Here is a 12,690-nt window from a genome sequence, read left to right as displayed (position 1 = left end):
CGCTAATATATCAAAAGCCAAAGGGTGAAAACACAAACCTCCGCCTCTTTTTTCCAGCCCAGGATGCCTAAAAAGGAGGTTTGTACATATACATCATTAAGTGAGACTACCTGTGAAGGGAGCAGAACGAATGAATTCTCAAAACGTGTCCATGAATTCCGCTATCGATCCCTATGTGTACCAGACGCTTTTGTCCATTCAAGGCGCACCTGTCGTCGTCCAGACGACACAAGGGTCTGTACGCGGCGGGTTGAAGACAGTCATGCCGGATCATATCGTCGTCGAGGTGAGTGGGACGCCATTTTTCGTACGGACCCAGCAGATCGTCTGGGTGTTTCCTGATCAACGATACAAGTAAAAGGAGGATGTCATGTTTAAGCGACTCGACCGGATGCAGATTGCTCTGACGATTCCTGAACACGGCGACGCGAATGCCGCTGCTGCCGTTCAAGAACTTTTAGGTGGAAAGTTCGGAGAAATGTCTACGTTGAATAATTACATGTTTCAGTCCTTCGCTTTTCGCCAAAAGAAAAAACACCGTCCATTCTACGATCTAGTAGCAAGTATTACAGCAGAAGAGTTCGGGCATGTCGAACTCGTAAACAATTCGATCAACCTTCTCACCCGCGGAGTGACTTTTACCGGGGATCCCAATATCGCCCCCCTCCAAAATGGGTTGAACAAAAGGAATTCCTATCAATTCATCGCCACAGCCCAAACGGCGCTACCCGGCGATTCCATGGGACGTGCCTGGACGGGCGACAACGTTTTTTCCAGTGGCAACCTGGTGCTGGACCTTTTACACAACTTCTTTCTCGAACTCGGTGCACGAACACATAAGATGCGGGTCTATGAAATGACCGATCACCCCACGGCACGTGAAATGATCGGCTACTTACTTGTTCGAGGGGGCACGCATGCCCTTGCTTATGCGAAAGCATTGGAGATCGCTACAGGGGTTGATGTGAAAAAAATGCTTCCTGTTCCTGACCTCGACAACTCTAAGTTCGATTATGCCCGCCCTTATCTCGACCAGGGGTTGGATAACATTCTCTACACATGGAGCGATTATGACTACCAGGAAATCAAGAAGATCTGGAAAGGGACGAACCCCGAAAACGGCCAGCCGCTGCAAGTCATCCAAGGAACACCAAAAGGAGCCCCGATTCCTGACCTCGATGACCTGCCGGAAGAATTCGCACCTGGCATCGACCGGGATGATTATGAACGAATTGCCAAGAAACTGATGGAGAATATGTAACTAAAAAAAGAGCGTGATCCTCTAAGTGAGGTCACGCTCTCAATCGTTCCACTTCCTCTTGTTCTTCTTCCACAGGCGGTTTTTCCAATTTGTACACAAGCACCCCACCGATTAACAGAGCAATGCCCACGAGCTTCGTCACAGAAAGAGGGGAGGCATCGAAGCCGAACCATCCTCCCGTATTGATCACAAAAGCGATGACAATTTGTGATATAAGCGCGATGGAAATCGCATAGGCGGGCCCGATCAGGGTAACCCCGCGCATGAGACAGAATACGATCCCTACTCCGAAAACACCACTGAACAAAAAGATTTTGTTTACGTCTCCGAATTCAAACAAGCTTCTCTGTTCCATAGCATAAAAGACGGGCAGTGAACAGACAAGCCCTAAGCCGAGCACGAGTGATGTCGTCGCCCATGCTCCTGTTTTTTCACTGACACGTGCATTGAAGACATTTTGCATACTGATCAAAATGCCGGCCACGACTGAAAATAATACGCCTAGCATTGTATCCCTCCTTATTCATAGATGTTTCCGTTCGCAAGGTCCCGGAGTTTCTCCAAATCTTTAATCTTAATCGACCCATTCGCCCGTTCGATAATCTCATCAGATACCATTTTTTTCAGCACTCTGTTTAGATGGCGGTAACTCGTCCCCACCCATTCCGCAAGCTCTGTGAGATTCGCCGTTCGCATCTCCTGATGAAAAAGGGTCCCTTCCCCATCGGAGGAGATCGATAAGAAATAACTGGCCAGCCGCACTTCGACAGGATAGAGCATATGCAGGCTCGACGCCTGGGATTCAGAATAAAACTTGTGCGCCACCGTCTCCAGTAAAAAACGAATGAATGGCGGATGATTCCTTTCAAGAACCTTCAAGTCTTCAAAGGATGCAACTAGCATCACGCCATCAGATACAGCCTCGACAGAATTGATGACCGAATTCCCTTTGACATATTCCACATCCCCGACCACTCCGAGCGGCCGTTTGAAACGGTTGATGAGAGACTTCCCTTCCGGTGTCAGGGTGAAAATTTTAATCTTCCCCTCAACGAGCAAATACATATCGTATAACGTTTCACCTGGAGCAAATAAAACGTCACCTTTCGTGAACGTGTACACGGTGACCTTTGGAATGAATTCTTCGGGAAAGATCCGCTCAAGATCGTACCTCTCGATATAAGGGTGTGGATTGATTTTTTTGTTTTCTTTCATAAAAACGAACTCCTTTTTACAACTGGAAAAGGATGACACCCACGAGCATCATAGCGATTCCGATTCCCTGCCTTTTCGTCACAGGAACTTTGTTCTCCCCGAACCAGCCTTTCGATTCGATGACAAAAGCCGTACCGATTTGTGCGACGAGTAATATCGCGATGGCACTGGCCGGCCCAATCATTTTGATGGCCGTCAATTCTGCAAATACGACGACCACTCCGAACGTCCCTCCGATCAAATAAAGGAAGGGTACTCTTTTAAAGCTTTTCCCTTTTCCGTCTCTGACATAAAAATAAACGAGAATGGATATCGTGAAGGCGACCAGATGGACCATCGAAGTGGTATGCCAGCCGCCTATGGAATCACTCATCCTCGCGTTGAAGATGCCCTGCATCGTGATGCACAAGCCTCCGAGTAGTGAAAATAAAGCACCTTTCATCGTTCATCCTCCTATTCTGAATTCCATTTAAAAGGATGACGCCAATTCCGGAAAGGACATATGTCCTAAAGCCTTAAATTTATAACATTTTCATTAATTTGGCAGGGTTGTGTAAGACCTGATGTTGAGATTTCCGGGGTTCGTTTTCTGTAGCGTATGAGGAAAACGAACCCCTTTCCTGTGGGAGGGTGTTTTCCGCATGCAGATTAGTATTCTAAAGAGTACATCCCAAAAAATTCTCTGTACATACAAGCAGCTTATTTCGGAAGTGGTTTCGAGAAACGTATATGGCAGAGGGGCGGAGGGGAATGGCGAGACTCCTGCGGGAAAAAAGTGCAGGGTGAGACCCCACAGGACGCAGTCCGAGGAGGCTCACCGCGCTCCCGCGGAAAGCGAGCTATTCCCCGCAGTCCCCATTCACTAAACAAAAGTCTCGAAACGGAGCCTCCTACAAAAGGGGGCTAATAAAAATATGTATCCATAAGAAAAAGACGCTTTAGGAGGAAGCGTCTTTTTCTTTCATGAGCTGTTCACTTTTCTGCACGCGCTGCTCTAACGTTTTCTTCAGCTGCTCCTTGTACTTATCTTCCACAAGAATGTACAGGAAGTCTCCAGCTTTGATTTCCGTCTCCCCATATGGCGTAATGACTTCGTTGTTCCGGATGATGGCACTAATGTTCGCGCGATTTGGGAAGCTGACTTCATGGAGCTTTTTACCGACAACGGCTGATTCAGCATTGGTTTGGTATTGGATCATTTCCGCTTTGGCTTTCCCCATAGAGATCAATTCGATGCTGTGGTGCGGAATGTCTTTTTTCGGTCCAACAAGGTTCATTTTTTTTGCGACCAACGAAATCGTCGATCCCTGCACCAGCGCTGAGGTCAGCACGACAAAGAAAACGAGATTAAACAAGGCCTGGCTGTTTTGAAGTCCCTCTACAATCGGAAAGGTTGCGAGTACGATCGGTACAGCCCCACGCAGGCCGGCCCATGAGATGAACAGCTTTTCTTTCGTTGAATAGTTCATTGTGATCATTGATAAGAAAACTGCAATCGGCCTTGCAATCAAAATAAGCACAATCGACAACAAGATACCGTTAACCATGATGGCTGCGGTAAACAACTCACTCGGGAAAACATAAAGACCCAGGATCACGAACATAAGAATCTGCGCCATCCAGGCGAATCCTTCATTGAACTGGAAGATTGAATAGCGATACGTCAGTTCACTATTCCCGATGACAAGTGCCGCTACATACACGCCTAAAAATCCACTTCCTCCACTAAATGCGGTTATGCTGTAGGTAGCTAAAGCAAAGGCTACGGAAAAAATCGGATAAAGGGCGCTGGAGTCCAGTTTGATGCGATTAATAGACAGGGAGGCTAATTTACCTAACGCAAGACCTATGATAAGACCAAGCCCCATCTGCAGGAAGAACGTTGGGATGAGCATCCAGAATGATGGTTGCTCGGCGGTGATCAATTCAATAAGAGATAAGGTCAAAAAGACGGCCATCGGGTCGTTCGTTCCAGACTCCGCTTCTAAGGTCGCCCCCATTTTCGCCTTGATGTTTCTTTCTTTCAATGCTGCAAATACGGCTGCTGCATCGGTTGATCCAACAATCGCACCGAATAGGAACGATTCCAACCAACTGAGTTCAAACAATAGATAAGCGGCAAGTCCCACGATAAGTGAGGTAATCAGCACCCCTAAAGTTGCGAGCGATAACGATGGTACAGCAACGGCGCGCACCGTTCCCCATTTCGTATGTAGACCACCTTCAAACAAAATGATGACGAGAGCAAATACACCGATGACCTGGGCGGTTCCGGCATCACTGAAATAGACGATTCCGAGACCTTCGCTGCCAAAGGCCATGCCGACCATGATGAACAAGATCAATGCAGGGATGCCCCAACGGCTGGAAAACTTGGCTACAAGCACACCGCTGAACAATAATAATGCAGTAAGTAATAAAAATGAATCCGTCCCAAAAGCGTCAAAAAACATGTAGGTTTCGATTCTCCTTATGCACTCAATTTGTTTTGAATGTTTTGGATTGATGTCTTGGAAATACAGTAGATGGAGCGTGGATCAATGGCTCAGAAGTAGAATGTTTAGGATTTGAAGCGTCCATGATATATCCATCATTATCCTATATCCATGGCCTGAAATCAAAGATATCACCTTGCGCCTTTCAGCCATTTGTGTATCCAGACCGCCGCCTGTGCCCCATCTCCCATAGCTGTTGTGACGAATTGAGTGTGATCCACCACATCACCTGCGGCCCATACTCCGCAAATGTTGGTCATTTTCGTCCTGGGATGCACAAGGAGGTGTCCTTTATCGTTTGCTTCAGCTCCAATCTTGATCGCTACATCCGATTGAATCCTATTCCCCCCGAAAGCAAGAAAAGCCTTACCTACCTCCAACCGGTGGCCGTCCTCTGTATGAATCGCTTCCAATACACCTCTTTGGTGCTCGAACTTAGCGACTTCCGCCTGCTGTACAAGGATCCTGTGTTCCCGAAGCTTCCCCTGCGTCTCAAGGGATAGAGATGCCCCTCCATGATTGAAGAAGATGATCTCCTCGCTCCAGTCTTTCAAAGTGAGCGCCATGTGCGCACCCGCTTCACCTTTTCCTACGACAGCCGTCTTTTTACCGATGATTTCAAATCCATCACAATCGGGACAAACATATACAGATAAACCGAGGCATTCTTTGATCCCGGGGATAGGCGGGAATTTTTCTTCAATCCCTGTAGCAAATAAAATAGTCCGAGTTTGAAAGGCTTTCCCCTCATCCGTTTCAACAACGAAATTAGAATGGACATTAACAACTTTACCTTCTAGCCTCTCGACCCCTGAGGATTGTGCTTGTTTGATCCCGTCCTGGCGAAGCTTGCGGCCGCTGACTCCATCTGGAAACCCGATAATATTGTTATACCTATGGCAAAGACTGGAACGCCCCCGGCCACTATCGATCATTAACACTCGGTGCCGGTACCTTCCGAGCATGATTCCTGCCTGCAAACCGGAGATGCCTCCACCGATGATGACACAATCATAAGACAAGCCCATCCACTCCTTTCCTCAACTCTTCCTACTTTTCCCCTATCGTTTCCCCTCATTCCCCTTTATAATATAGAAGGACGAATCTAACGATAGAAAAGGTGTTAACGACATGAGCTTACTCACAGTGAAAAACTTGAGCCACGGCTTTGGGGATCGTGCGATCTTTGATGACGTGTCTTTTCGTTTGTTAAAAGGAGAACACATCGGCTTGATCGGAGCGAATGGTGAAGGCAAGTCGACTTTCATGAATATCATTACAGGAAAACTTGAACCGGATGCCGGGAAGATCACTTGGTCGAAGCGGATCCGTATCGGTTACCTTGACCAGCATGCTGATTTAAAACAAGGCATGACGATCCGCGATGTTTTGCGGACAGCTTTCCAATACTTGTTTGATATGGAACAGGAGATGAACGACCTTTTTGCCAAAATGGGCGAAGTCGATCCGGATGAGCTTCAGGATCTATTGGAAGAGACCGGCGTCCTTCAGGATATGCTGACGAATAACGACTTCTATACGATTGATGCCAAAGTGGAAGAAGTCGCGAACGGACTCGGTCTGAATGAAATCGGGCTTGACCGTGATGTGCATGACCTGAGTGGCGGACAGCGAACGAAAGTCCTGCTTGCGAAACTGTTACTGGAAAAGCCGGAAATTCTACTTCTCGATGAGCCGACCAACTACCTCGATGTCGAACACATCGAATGGCTGAGAACGTATCTGCAGGAATATGAGAATGCCTTCATCCTCATTTCCCACGACATCCCGTTCCTAAACAGTGTCGTCAACTTGATCTATCATATGGAAAACCAGGAGCTGAGCCGCTACCCTGGCGATTATGATGAATTCCTTCGCGTTTATGATATGAAAAAACAGCAGTTGGAAGCCGCTTATAAAAAGCAGCAGAAAGAAATCGCCAATTTGAAGGACTTCGTTGCTCGAAACAAAGCGAATGCGGCGACAAGTAAAATGGCGATGAGCCGTCAGAAGAAGCTGGATAAAATGGACGTCATCGAACTCGATGCCGAAAAGCCGAAACCGCAATTCAATTTCAAGCAAGCCCGGACTCCGGGAAAATATTTGTTTGAAACAAAAGACCTTGTCATCGGTTATGATGAGCCTCTCTCCCGCCCCCTCAACCTATCGATGGAACGCGGGCAGAAGATCGCCTTGTCCGGAGCGAACGGGATTGGGAAAACGACCTTGCTGAAAAGTATCCTTGGTGAGATCCAGCCGGTGTCAGGTTCCGTGGAGCTTGGCGAGCATTTGCACATCGGTTACTTCGAACAAGAGTTGAAAGAGATCGGAGACAACACGTGTATCGAGGAAGTTTGGGAAGAGTTCCGTCACTTCACCCAATACGAAGTTCGTGCGGCACTTGCGAAATGCGGACTGACTCGCAAACATATCGAGAGTAAGGTCCAAGTATTGAGCGGTGGCGAAAAAGCGAAGGTGCGCCTCTGCAAATTGATCAACAAAGAAACGAACCTGCTCGTACTCGATGAGCCGACGAACCACCTGGATGTGGATGCCAAGGCTGAATTGAAGCGTGCGTTGAAAGAGTACAAAGGGAGTGTCCTACTCATCTCGCACGAACCTGAATTCTATGAAGATGTCGTCACAGACGTATGGAACTGCGAAGATTGGACGACGAAAGTCTTTTAAAAGTCGAAATTCCTCCATGCCGGGAATCGACTTTCTTTCCAAAATTTTTTATTTGACCTATAAAATAATCGCTAATAAAATGTGGTCACGATTTAGAGAAATTCTCTACTCGTGACCACTTTTTTTATGGAAAGGAGGCATTTGTCATGCTTTATCGTGCCACGGTTTACCTTGTCGGCATGTTCATCAATTTCTTTGGTGTCGCCCTTCTCATCAACGCGACGCTCGGCGCCGGCTTCTGGACCTCGTTCTTCATCGGAGTATCCGATCACTTCGGTTATACTGTCGGTTTTTGGTACGGGGCTTTTCAACTGATCATCATTTTCATCAATGCCAAATTGATGAACTCTCTGCCTGAATCGAGGGCGGTCGTGCCTGTGTTTATGGAAAGTTTGATTTTGGACTTTTGGTTGGAATTTGTGTTTGCTCCGGTCAACTTGTCCACAGCCCCATTCGTGTTGCAAGTACTGACGCTGCTTGCGGGAGTGGGATTCATCGGATTAGGAGTTGCGATCTATATCCTGCCTCAATTCCCGAGAGCTCCCGTCGATCAGCTGTTCCTTGCGGTAAGTTCTCGTTTTCAGTTGAGTCTTCAGACTGGTCAAACTTTGGTGGCGGTGATCATGACAAGCCTTGCCTTAGCCATTGGTGGACCGGTGGGACTTGGCACGCTTGCACCGATGCTCTTTCTTGGGCCCGTGATTCAATATTTCTACACGAGGGCGTACCCATTGTATTACAGAATGCATCCCACTGGAGAAAAAGCTTATCAACAAGCCTGAAACAAAAAAAGGAGGACTGTATCAAACAGTCCTCCTTTTTTTGTTTTATTCCTGAGCATCCGCTTCACGTGAAAATCCTTCATTGTGGTATATTACTTTTGTAAACGAAACGAGGAGGGAAAGACAGATGAGTGACAAAGAAACGAAAAAGCAGGAAATTCTAGACGCGGCCAAGTTCAGGCATGCAACCAAGCAATTCGACCCCAATCAGACCATTCCAGAAGATGATTTCAATTTCATCCTTGAAGTCGGCCGATTATCTCCGAGCTCGTTCGGTTTTGAACCGTGGCGGTTTGTCGTCGTTCAGAATCCTGAACTGAGACAAAAAATCAAAGACACGGCCTGGGGAGCGTATGGGAAACTTCCAGATGCCAGTCACTTCGTCATTTTCCTCGCAAGAACGAGGAAAATGACGAAGTATGATTCCGAATACTTGCAAGATCACTTTAAAAACGTCAAACAGCTGCCCGATGACTTTATGGAAAAATACTTGAGCCGGATCGAAGAGTTTCAGAAAGAAGATTTCGACCTTCTTGAAGGGGATCGCCCTCTTTATGACTGGGCTGGAAAACAAACGTATTTTGCTCTATCCAACATGATGACAGCTGCAGCCGAAATCGGCATCGACTCCTGCCCGATTGAAGGTTTCAATATGGACAAAATGAATGAACTCCTGGAAAACGAAGGCCTTCTTGAGGACGGAAGCTTCCGTATTTCCGTTATGTGTGCGTTCGGCTACCGTGCCCAGGAGCAGCCTGAAAAATCACGCCGTTCTTTCGACAATGTCGTGAAGTGGGTGGAATAAATAGAAAAGGAACTTCCTTCAAGGAAGTTCCTTTTTATGTGCTGAATATCAAAAATCCACTAAAAATGGCTGACGGCTTTCATCTAAACAGAGCTCAATTCTCTCCCAGAAGTTGCCCCATGTCACCATTTCACGTGCTTTCTCCAATGGAAAGAAACCGACTTCCAACGCTTCATCTGTCGTCCTGAGTGTTCCGCCTACCACTTTCCCTAAGAATAACGTGTTGCAAATGGAACGATCGACGTTTTGGAACACGCCACAAAACCTTGTGACTTCAACTTCCAATCCGCACTCTTCTTTCGTTTCTCTGATCGCGGCCGCTTTTAAAGATTCGCCTTCCTCCACTTGACCTCCAGGCATCTCCCAGCCCCGCTTCGGTCCTTTGATTAGAAGCACTTCATTTTCTTGATTCGTTATAATGGTCGCTGCTGATACGATATGTTTCGGTGGGGTCATGATGGGTCCTCCTATTTTTTTGAAAAAGCTTCAGAATCACTTCCTTACGCGGGAAGTCGATTCGATTTAAGCGTTCTAAATATGTAGCCATGGGATAAGGCACTTGACGCTTGATGAATCGGACATTTCCATCCTCTACTTCAATGATTCCATAGCGTGCATAAGGTACGTTGTTACAACCCAAAGCCCCTGGATTGAAAAATACTCGATCGTTCATGGAAAAATGGTGGACATCATGGTCATGACCAAAGCATAGCACCGTCCCCGCTTCTAACTCTTCCAACTGCGAAAAGTTTTCTCCATTGGGTGGCACCAGTTGGTCAAACGGATCTTCACTGATGGGAAGCAGACTTGACTTTGCGTCCATCGGATAATGGGTAAATTGAAACGACCGTCCTTCAATCTCTTTCACCATCTGTCTCGGCAGGTTTTCAATCCACTTCGCATATCGTTTATACAAATGATCGGCCACCCACTGATGATGCTCTTGCACATCAATCCTACTTTCAGGATAAGGGTCACCCTTCATCAAAGCAAGCACAGCTTCGTCATGATTCCCTCTGACAATATTCATGTCCTTCAAAGAATACAGCCTTTCACACACTTGATTGGAAAAAGGACCGATCCCGATCAGGTCACCCGTGCAAAATGTAGTATCTATACGCTGTTTTTTTAAATCGCGAAGGACGGCCTGCAAGGCATACATGTTTCCATGCACATCCGTCATCACAGCCAGCCGTTTCATCCCGAGAACCTCCTTCCTTATTTAACAGAGAAGTGTACACACCCGTCCAAGATATGAACGATGAATTTTCATAGAATATCCTTCTTTGATGGAAGGAGGTGATTGATATGTTTCGACCGGAGACGGCATAGAAGTGTCAGCAGGAAGATTTATTGGCACAGGCGTTTTTGTCTAGTTCACTTCAGACAATGCAGCACTCAACTTGGACAATGATTTCCTTTTTATGGATCGATGATAAAGACCAGTCCACCCACATGATGGATATTCGTACGATGAACATTAGAAGAATCGTATAATCACCATTTGAAATTGAAACTTGACTGGTCGGTTTTTCTTCATTCTATGCCACAAAAGCCACTAGGATTCGCAATTGGAAAGGAACACTTCCAACGTCTTATTGTATAAATCAGGTTGTTCTGTATGGACCAAGTGAGAAGCAAAAGGTAGAACGGCTGTATGAACAGAATCCGATTGTTCTTTGTAATCCAACAAGCCGTGAATCTCATGCTCTAGCCCTTCTCCGATTACATACAGGATGGGCATGGTCAGTGTCTGTATGGAACGGATGGCTTCAAATGGGTACCAATCATCGTCCTCCCCCATATAAATAAACCGTTGCCATCCTTCTCCGTGGAGAGAATCGAAATAGGCACATGTTTCTTCGTCATTTAATAGGTTTGTGCGGAACTTTGACTCTTCTTCATTCATAGATTTCCAATTTTCCGGCTTAACTGGTGTCACTCCAGAAATCGCCAAAGTCCGCACAAATTCAGGGTGTCTTTTTGCTAGAAAGATGGCTACGAGTGCTCCGAATGAACACCCAGCGATATGAGCTCTTTGGATTTCCAAGGAACTCAGCGTTTCTGCCAAATCATCGGCCGCCTGAATGAAATAGTCATCCAAATCATCAGACGGAGATTCCCCATGCCCCCGTAAATCAGGCGAAATCACCTGGTATTTCGAGGAGAAATACTCCCGCTGCTTATCAAAGTCCGTTTTACCCGTTTGTAAGCCGGTGTGCAGAAAGACGAGTGGTTCCCCGTCTCCGACCACATCTGTATGTAAAATCATCGTTCTCCTCCTAGCATTTACGAATCATCAGTAGATTGCCATCTGGGTCCTTGAAATTGAAAAAATGGCCGAATTGAATGTCAGAAACAACATCGATTCCTTTTTCTTTCATATACGTGTAAGCAGCCTCGATGTCTGCTGTGTTGAAATGAAAGGCCGTGGCTTTAAACACCGCTTCTTCTGAATAAATCTTGCTATCCAGCACGACCCTTGCATGTTTCATAGGTAAAACGTAAAGATGACCGCCTGGAAAGTCCTCTTCCGTTGGAACACTAAGCAAATCGCAGTACCAGTCACGTGCTTTTTCAATGTCCTTGACTGGGACAAAAATGGCTCCTACTTCGTTTTGAATCGGACTTTTCATCGGATCGTCCTCCTTTATTCTTATCGACCTAAAAATCCACCGTCCGAATGGATAACCTGCCCTGTGACCCACGAAGCATCCGGGCTCACAAGGAATCGAATCAGCTTGGCCGCATCATCCGCGGTTCCGAGGCGCCCTTTAGGGAATAAGGGCAGAAGACCTTCTTTCGTTTCCTGATCCATCCAGCCCGTATTCGTCGGGCCAGGATCGACGGCATTCACATTGATTCCGTTGGGCGCAAGTCCTGTGGCTAGAGGCGGGGTAATCGCCTTTAAAGCACCTTTCGTAGCTATATAAGCAAGATGATCCGGGTCCGGGCCTCCGGATACCAAAAAGACGATGCTTCCTTCTTCTTCATCAGACTGGAACGTTTTCTCATATAACTTGGCGAAGGCCTGTGTCAGCAGGATCGGTCCTTTATTATTGATTTCATAGTGATGATCGAGCAGGTCTGAAGTCAAATCCTTGTAGTTCGAGTTCACACTGTATGTAGCATTATGGACGAGAATCGAGGGCACGCCGACTTCTTTTACGACCTTTTCTAATAACTTCTGCGGCAGGTCTTCATCCCTCAAATCCGCTTCCATGTGAGCGACTCGAACCCCTTTTTCATCCAGCTGTTTCGCAAGCGTTTCCGGCCAATGTTCTTCTACTCCTTCTCCATCGGTTTCATCATAGGGTCGATAATGAGTAAAAAAGATATCCGCTCCTGCCTCAGCGAGTCTATAGCACGTACTTGTTCCAATTCCATTCTCACGACTCACGCCTGTGACAATGGCAACTTTCCCTTTTAAATTTTTCATGAAAT

16 protein-coding genes are annotated in these 12,690 nt (G+C 46.6%); 6 read left to right on the top strand and 10 right to left on the bottom strand.

Annotated elements, in window-relative coordinates; translation table 11 throughout:
* Positions 1-130 precede the first annotated feature (130 nt).
* On the top strand, positions 131-358 hold the full coding sequence (locus tag HFA01_RS02650) for a YuzF family protein (protein ID WP_146813025.1): 228 nt from the start codon (positions 131-133) through the stop codon (positions 356-358).
* Between the two features lie 12 nt (positions 359-370).
* A complete protein-coding gene (locus tag HFA01_RS02645) occupies positions 371-1,261 on the top strand; it encodes a manganese catalase family protein (RefSeq protein WP_146813024.1) in 891 nt (296 codons plus the stop codon).
* A gap of 31 nt (positions 1,262-1,292) precedes the next feature.
* Here the strand turns inward: HFA01_RS02645 and HFA01_RS02640 are convergent, their stop codons facing one another.
* From HFA01_RS02640 to HFA01_RS02615, 5 genes are all read right to left on the bottom strand, one after another.
* Positions 1,293-1,769, bottom strand: a complete 477-nt coding sequence (locus HFA01_RS02640; protein WP_146813023.1) for a DMT family transporter — start codon at positions 1,767-1,769, stop codon at positions 1,293-1,295.
* 11 nt (positions 1,770-1,780) lie between these two features.
* Entirely contained in the window at positions 1,781-2,476 is a 696-nt protein-coding gene (locus HFA01_RS02635) for a Crp/Fnr family transcriptional regulator (RefSeq protein WP_146813022.1), read from the bottom strand.
* 16 nt (positions 2,477-2,492) lie between these two features.
* The gene (locus HFA01_RS02630; protein ID WP_146813021.1) at positions 2,493-2,918 is read right to left on the bottom strand and encodes a DMT family transporter; all 426 of its coding nucleotides are present in this window, start codon (positions 2,916-2,918) and stop codon (positions 2,493-2,495) included.
* A 496-nt stretch (positions 2,919-3,414) separates the two neighbouring features.
* Positions 3,415-4,929 (bottom strand): potassium/proton antiporter, encoded by a 1,515-nt coding sequence (locus HFA01_RS02620; protein ID WP_146813020.1) that lies wholly within the window; start codon positions 4,927-4,929, stop codon positions 3,415-3,417.
* 173 nt (positions 4,930-5,102) lie between these two features.
* Positions 5,103-5,993: an NAD(P)/FAD-dependent oxidoreductase gene (locus tag HFA01_RS02615; RefSeq protein WP_246139250.1), complete on the bottom strand. Its 891-nt coding sequence runs from the start codon at positions 5,991-5,993 to the stop codon at positions 5,103-5,105.
* A gap of 109 nt (positions 5,994-6,102) precedes the next feature.
* On the opposite strand from HFA01_RS02615, the gene HFA01_RS02610 reads away from it, so the two are divergent.
* The 3 genes from HFA01_RS02610 to HFA01_RS02600 all read left to right on the top strand — a co-directional run bounded on the left by HFA01_RS02610 (position 6,103) and on the right by HFA01_RS02600 (position 9,246).
* The gene (locus tag HFA01_RS02610; protein ID WP_146813018.1) at positions 6,103-7,659 is read left to right on the top strand and encodes an ABC-F family ATP-binding cassette domain-containing protein; all 1,557 of its coding nucleotides are present in this window, start codon (positions 6,103-6,105) and stop codon (positions 7,657-7,659) included.
* Positions 7,660-7,805: 146 nt separating this feature from the next.
* Positions 7,806-8,441 carry a YczE/YyaS/YitT family protein gene (locus HFA01_RS02605; RefSeq protein WP_146813017.1) on the top strand — a complete coding sequence of 212 codons (636 nt, stop codon included), beginning with the start codon at positions 7,806-7,808 and terminating at the stop codon, positions 8,439-8,441.
* A gap of 127 nt (positions 8,442-8,568) precedes the next feature.
* Entirely contained in the window at positions 8,569-9,246 is a 678-nt protein-coding gene (locus HFA01_RS02600) for an NAD(P)H-dependent oxidoreductase (protein WP_146813016.1), read from the top strand.
* A 48-nt stretch (positions 9,247-9,294) separates the two neighbouring features.
* Here HFA01_RS02600 and HFA01_RS02595 read toward each other — a convergent pair whose 3' ends face one another.
* Complete coding sequence (locus tag HFA01_RS02595) at positions 9,295-9,702, bottom strand: NUDIX hydrolase (protein WP_146813015.1); 408 nt, start codon at positions 9,700-9,702, stop codon at positions 9,295-9,297.
* On the bottom strand, positions 9,644-10,447 hold the full coding sequence (locus tag HFA01_RS02590; RefSeq protein WP_146813014.1) for a metallophosphoesterase family protein: 804 nt from the start codon (positions 10,445-10,447) through the stop codon (positions 9,644-9,646). The genes HFA01_RS02595 and HFA01_RS02590 overlap by 59 nt, the downstream gene beginning before the upstream one ends.
* A gap of 152 nt (positions 10,448-10,599) precedes the next feature.
* Between HFA01_RS02590 and HFA01_RS18790 the strand changes: the two genes are divergently transcribed.
* Entirely contained in the window at positions 10,600-10,743 is a 144-nt protein-coding gene (locus HFA01_RS18790) for a hypothetical protein (protein ID WP_167506137.1), read from the top strand.
* Positions 10,744-10,804: 61 nt separating this feature from the next.
* On the opposite strand, the gene HFA01_RS02585 is transcribed toward HFA01_RS18790, so the two are convergent.
* The 3 genes from HFA01_RS02585 to HFA01_RS02575 are packed head-to-tail and all read right to left on the bottom strand — an operon-like array spanning position 10,805 to position 12,685.
* Positions 10,805-11,518: an alpha/beta fold hydrolase gene (locus HFA01_RS02585; RefSeq protein WP_146813013.1), complete on the bottom strand. Its 714-nt coding sequence runs from the start codon at positions 11,516-11,518 to the stop codon at positions 10,805-10,807.
* Positions 11,519-11,528: 10 nt separating this feature from the next.
* Positions 11,529-11,882, bottom strand: a complete 354-nt coding sequence (locus HFA01_RS02580) for a VOC family protein (protein WP_146813012.1) — start codon at positions 11,880-11,882, stop codon at positions 11,529-11,531.
* A gap of 20 nt (positions 11,883-11,902) precedes the next feature.
* Positions 11,903-12,685: an SDR family oxidoreductase gene (locus HFA01_RS02575; RefSeq protein WP_146813011.1), complete on the bottom strand. Its 783-nt coding sequence runs from the start codon at positions 12,683-12,685 to the stop codon at positions 11,903-11,905.
* Positions 12,686-12,690 lie beyond the last annotated feature (5 nt).

Origin of the sequence: Halobacillus faecis, assembly GCF_007991335.1 — a bacterium.
In the GTDB taxonomy this organism is placed as follows: domain Bacteria; phylum Bacillota; class Bacilli; order Bacillales; family Halobacillaceae; genus Halobacillus; species Halobacillus faecis.
The sequence above is the reverse complement of the archived record's forward strand: the minus strand, read 5'-3'. Positions and strand labels throughout refer to the sequence as shown.

What these genes read in the sequence shown, in the direction of transcription:
- HFA01_RS02650 (WP_146813025.1), top strand. Translation starts at nt 131, where the DNA reads ATGAATTCTCAAAACGTGTCCATGAATTCCGCTATCGATCCCTATGTG.
- HFA01_RS02645 (WP_146813024.1), top strand. Translation starts at nt 371, where the DNA reads ATGTTTAAGCGACTCGACCGGATGCAGATTGCTCTGACGATTCCTGAA.
- HFA01_RS02640 (WP_146813023.1), bottom strand. Translation starts at nt 1,769, where the DNA reads ATGCTAGGCGTATTATTTTCAGTCGTGGCCGGCATTTTGATCAGTATG.
- HFA01_RS02635 (WP_146813022.1), bottom strand. Translation starts at nt 2,476, where the DNA reads ATGAAAGAAAACAAAAAAATCAATCCACACCCTTATATCGAGAGGTAC.
- HFA01_RS02630 (WP_146813021.1), bottom strand. Translation starts at nt 2,918, where the DNA reads ATGAAAGGTGCTTTATTTTCACTACTCGGAGGCTTGTGCATCACGATG.
- HFA01_RS02620 (WP_146813020.1), bottom strand. Translation starts at nt 4,929, where the DNA reads ATGTTTTTTGACGCTTTTGGGACGGATTCATTTTTATTACTTACTGCA.
- HFA01_RS02610 (WP_146813018.1), top strand. Translation starts at nt 6,103, where the DNA reads ATGAGCTTACTCACAGTGAAAAACTTGAGCCACGGCTTTGGGGATCGT.
- HFA01_RS02605 (WP_146813017.1), top strand. Translation starts at nt 7,806, where the DNA reads ATGCTTTATCGTGCCACGGTTTACCTTGTCGGCATGTTCATCAATTTC.
- HFA01_RS02600 (WP_146813016.1), top strand. Translation starts at nt 8,569, where the DNA reads ATGAGTGACAAAGAAACGAAAAAGCAGGAAATTCTAGACGCGGCCAAG.
- HFA01_RS02595 (WP_146813015.1), bottom strand. Translation starts at nt 9,702, where the DNA reads ATGACCCCACCGAAACATATCGTATCAGCAGCGACCATTATAACGAAT.
- HFA01_RS02590 (WP_146813014.1), bottom strand. Translation starts at nt 10,447, where the DNA reads ATGAAACGGCTGGCTGTGATGACGGATGTGCATGGAAACATGTATGCC.
- HFA01_RS02585 (WP_146813013.1), bottom strand. Translation starts at nt 11,518, where the DNA reads ATGATTTTACATACAGATGTGGTCGGAGACGGGGAACCACTCGTCTTT.
- HFA01_RS02580 (WP_146813012.1), bottom strand. Translation starts at nt 11,882, where the DNA reads ATGAAAAGTCCGATTCAAAACGAAGTAGGAGCCATTTTTGTCCCAGTC.
- HFA01_RS02575 (WP_146813011.1), bottom strand. Translation starts at nt 12,685, where the DNA reads ATGAAAAATTTAAAAGGGAAAGTTGCCATTGTCACAGGCGTGAGTCGT.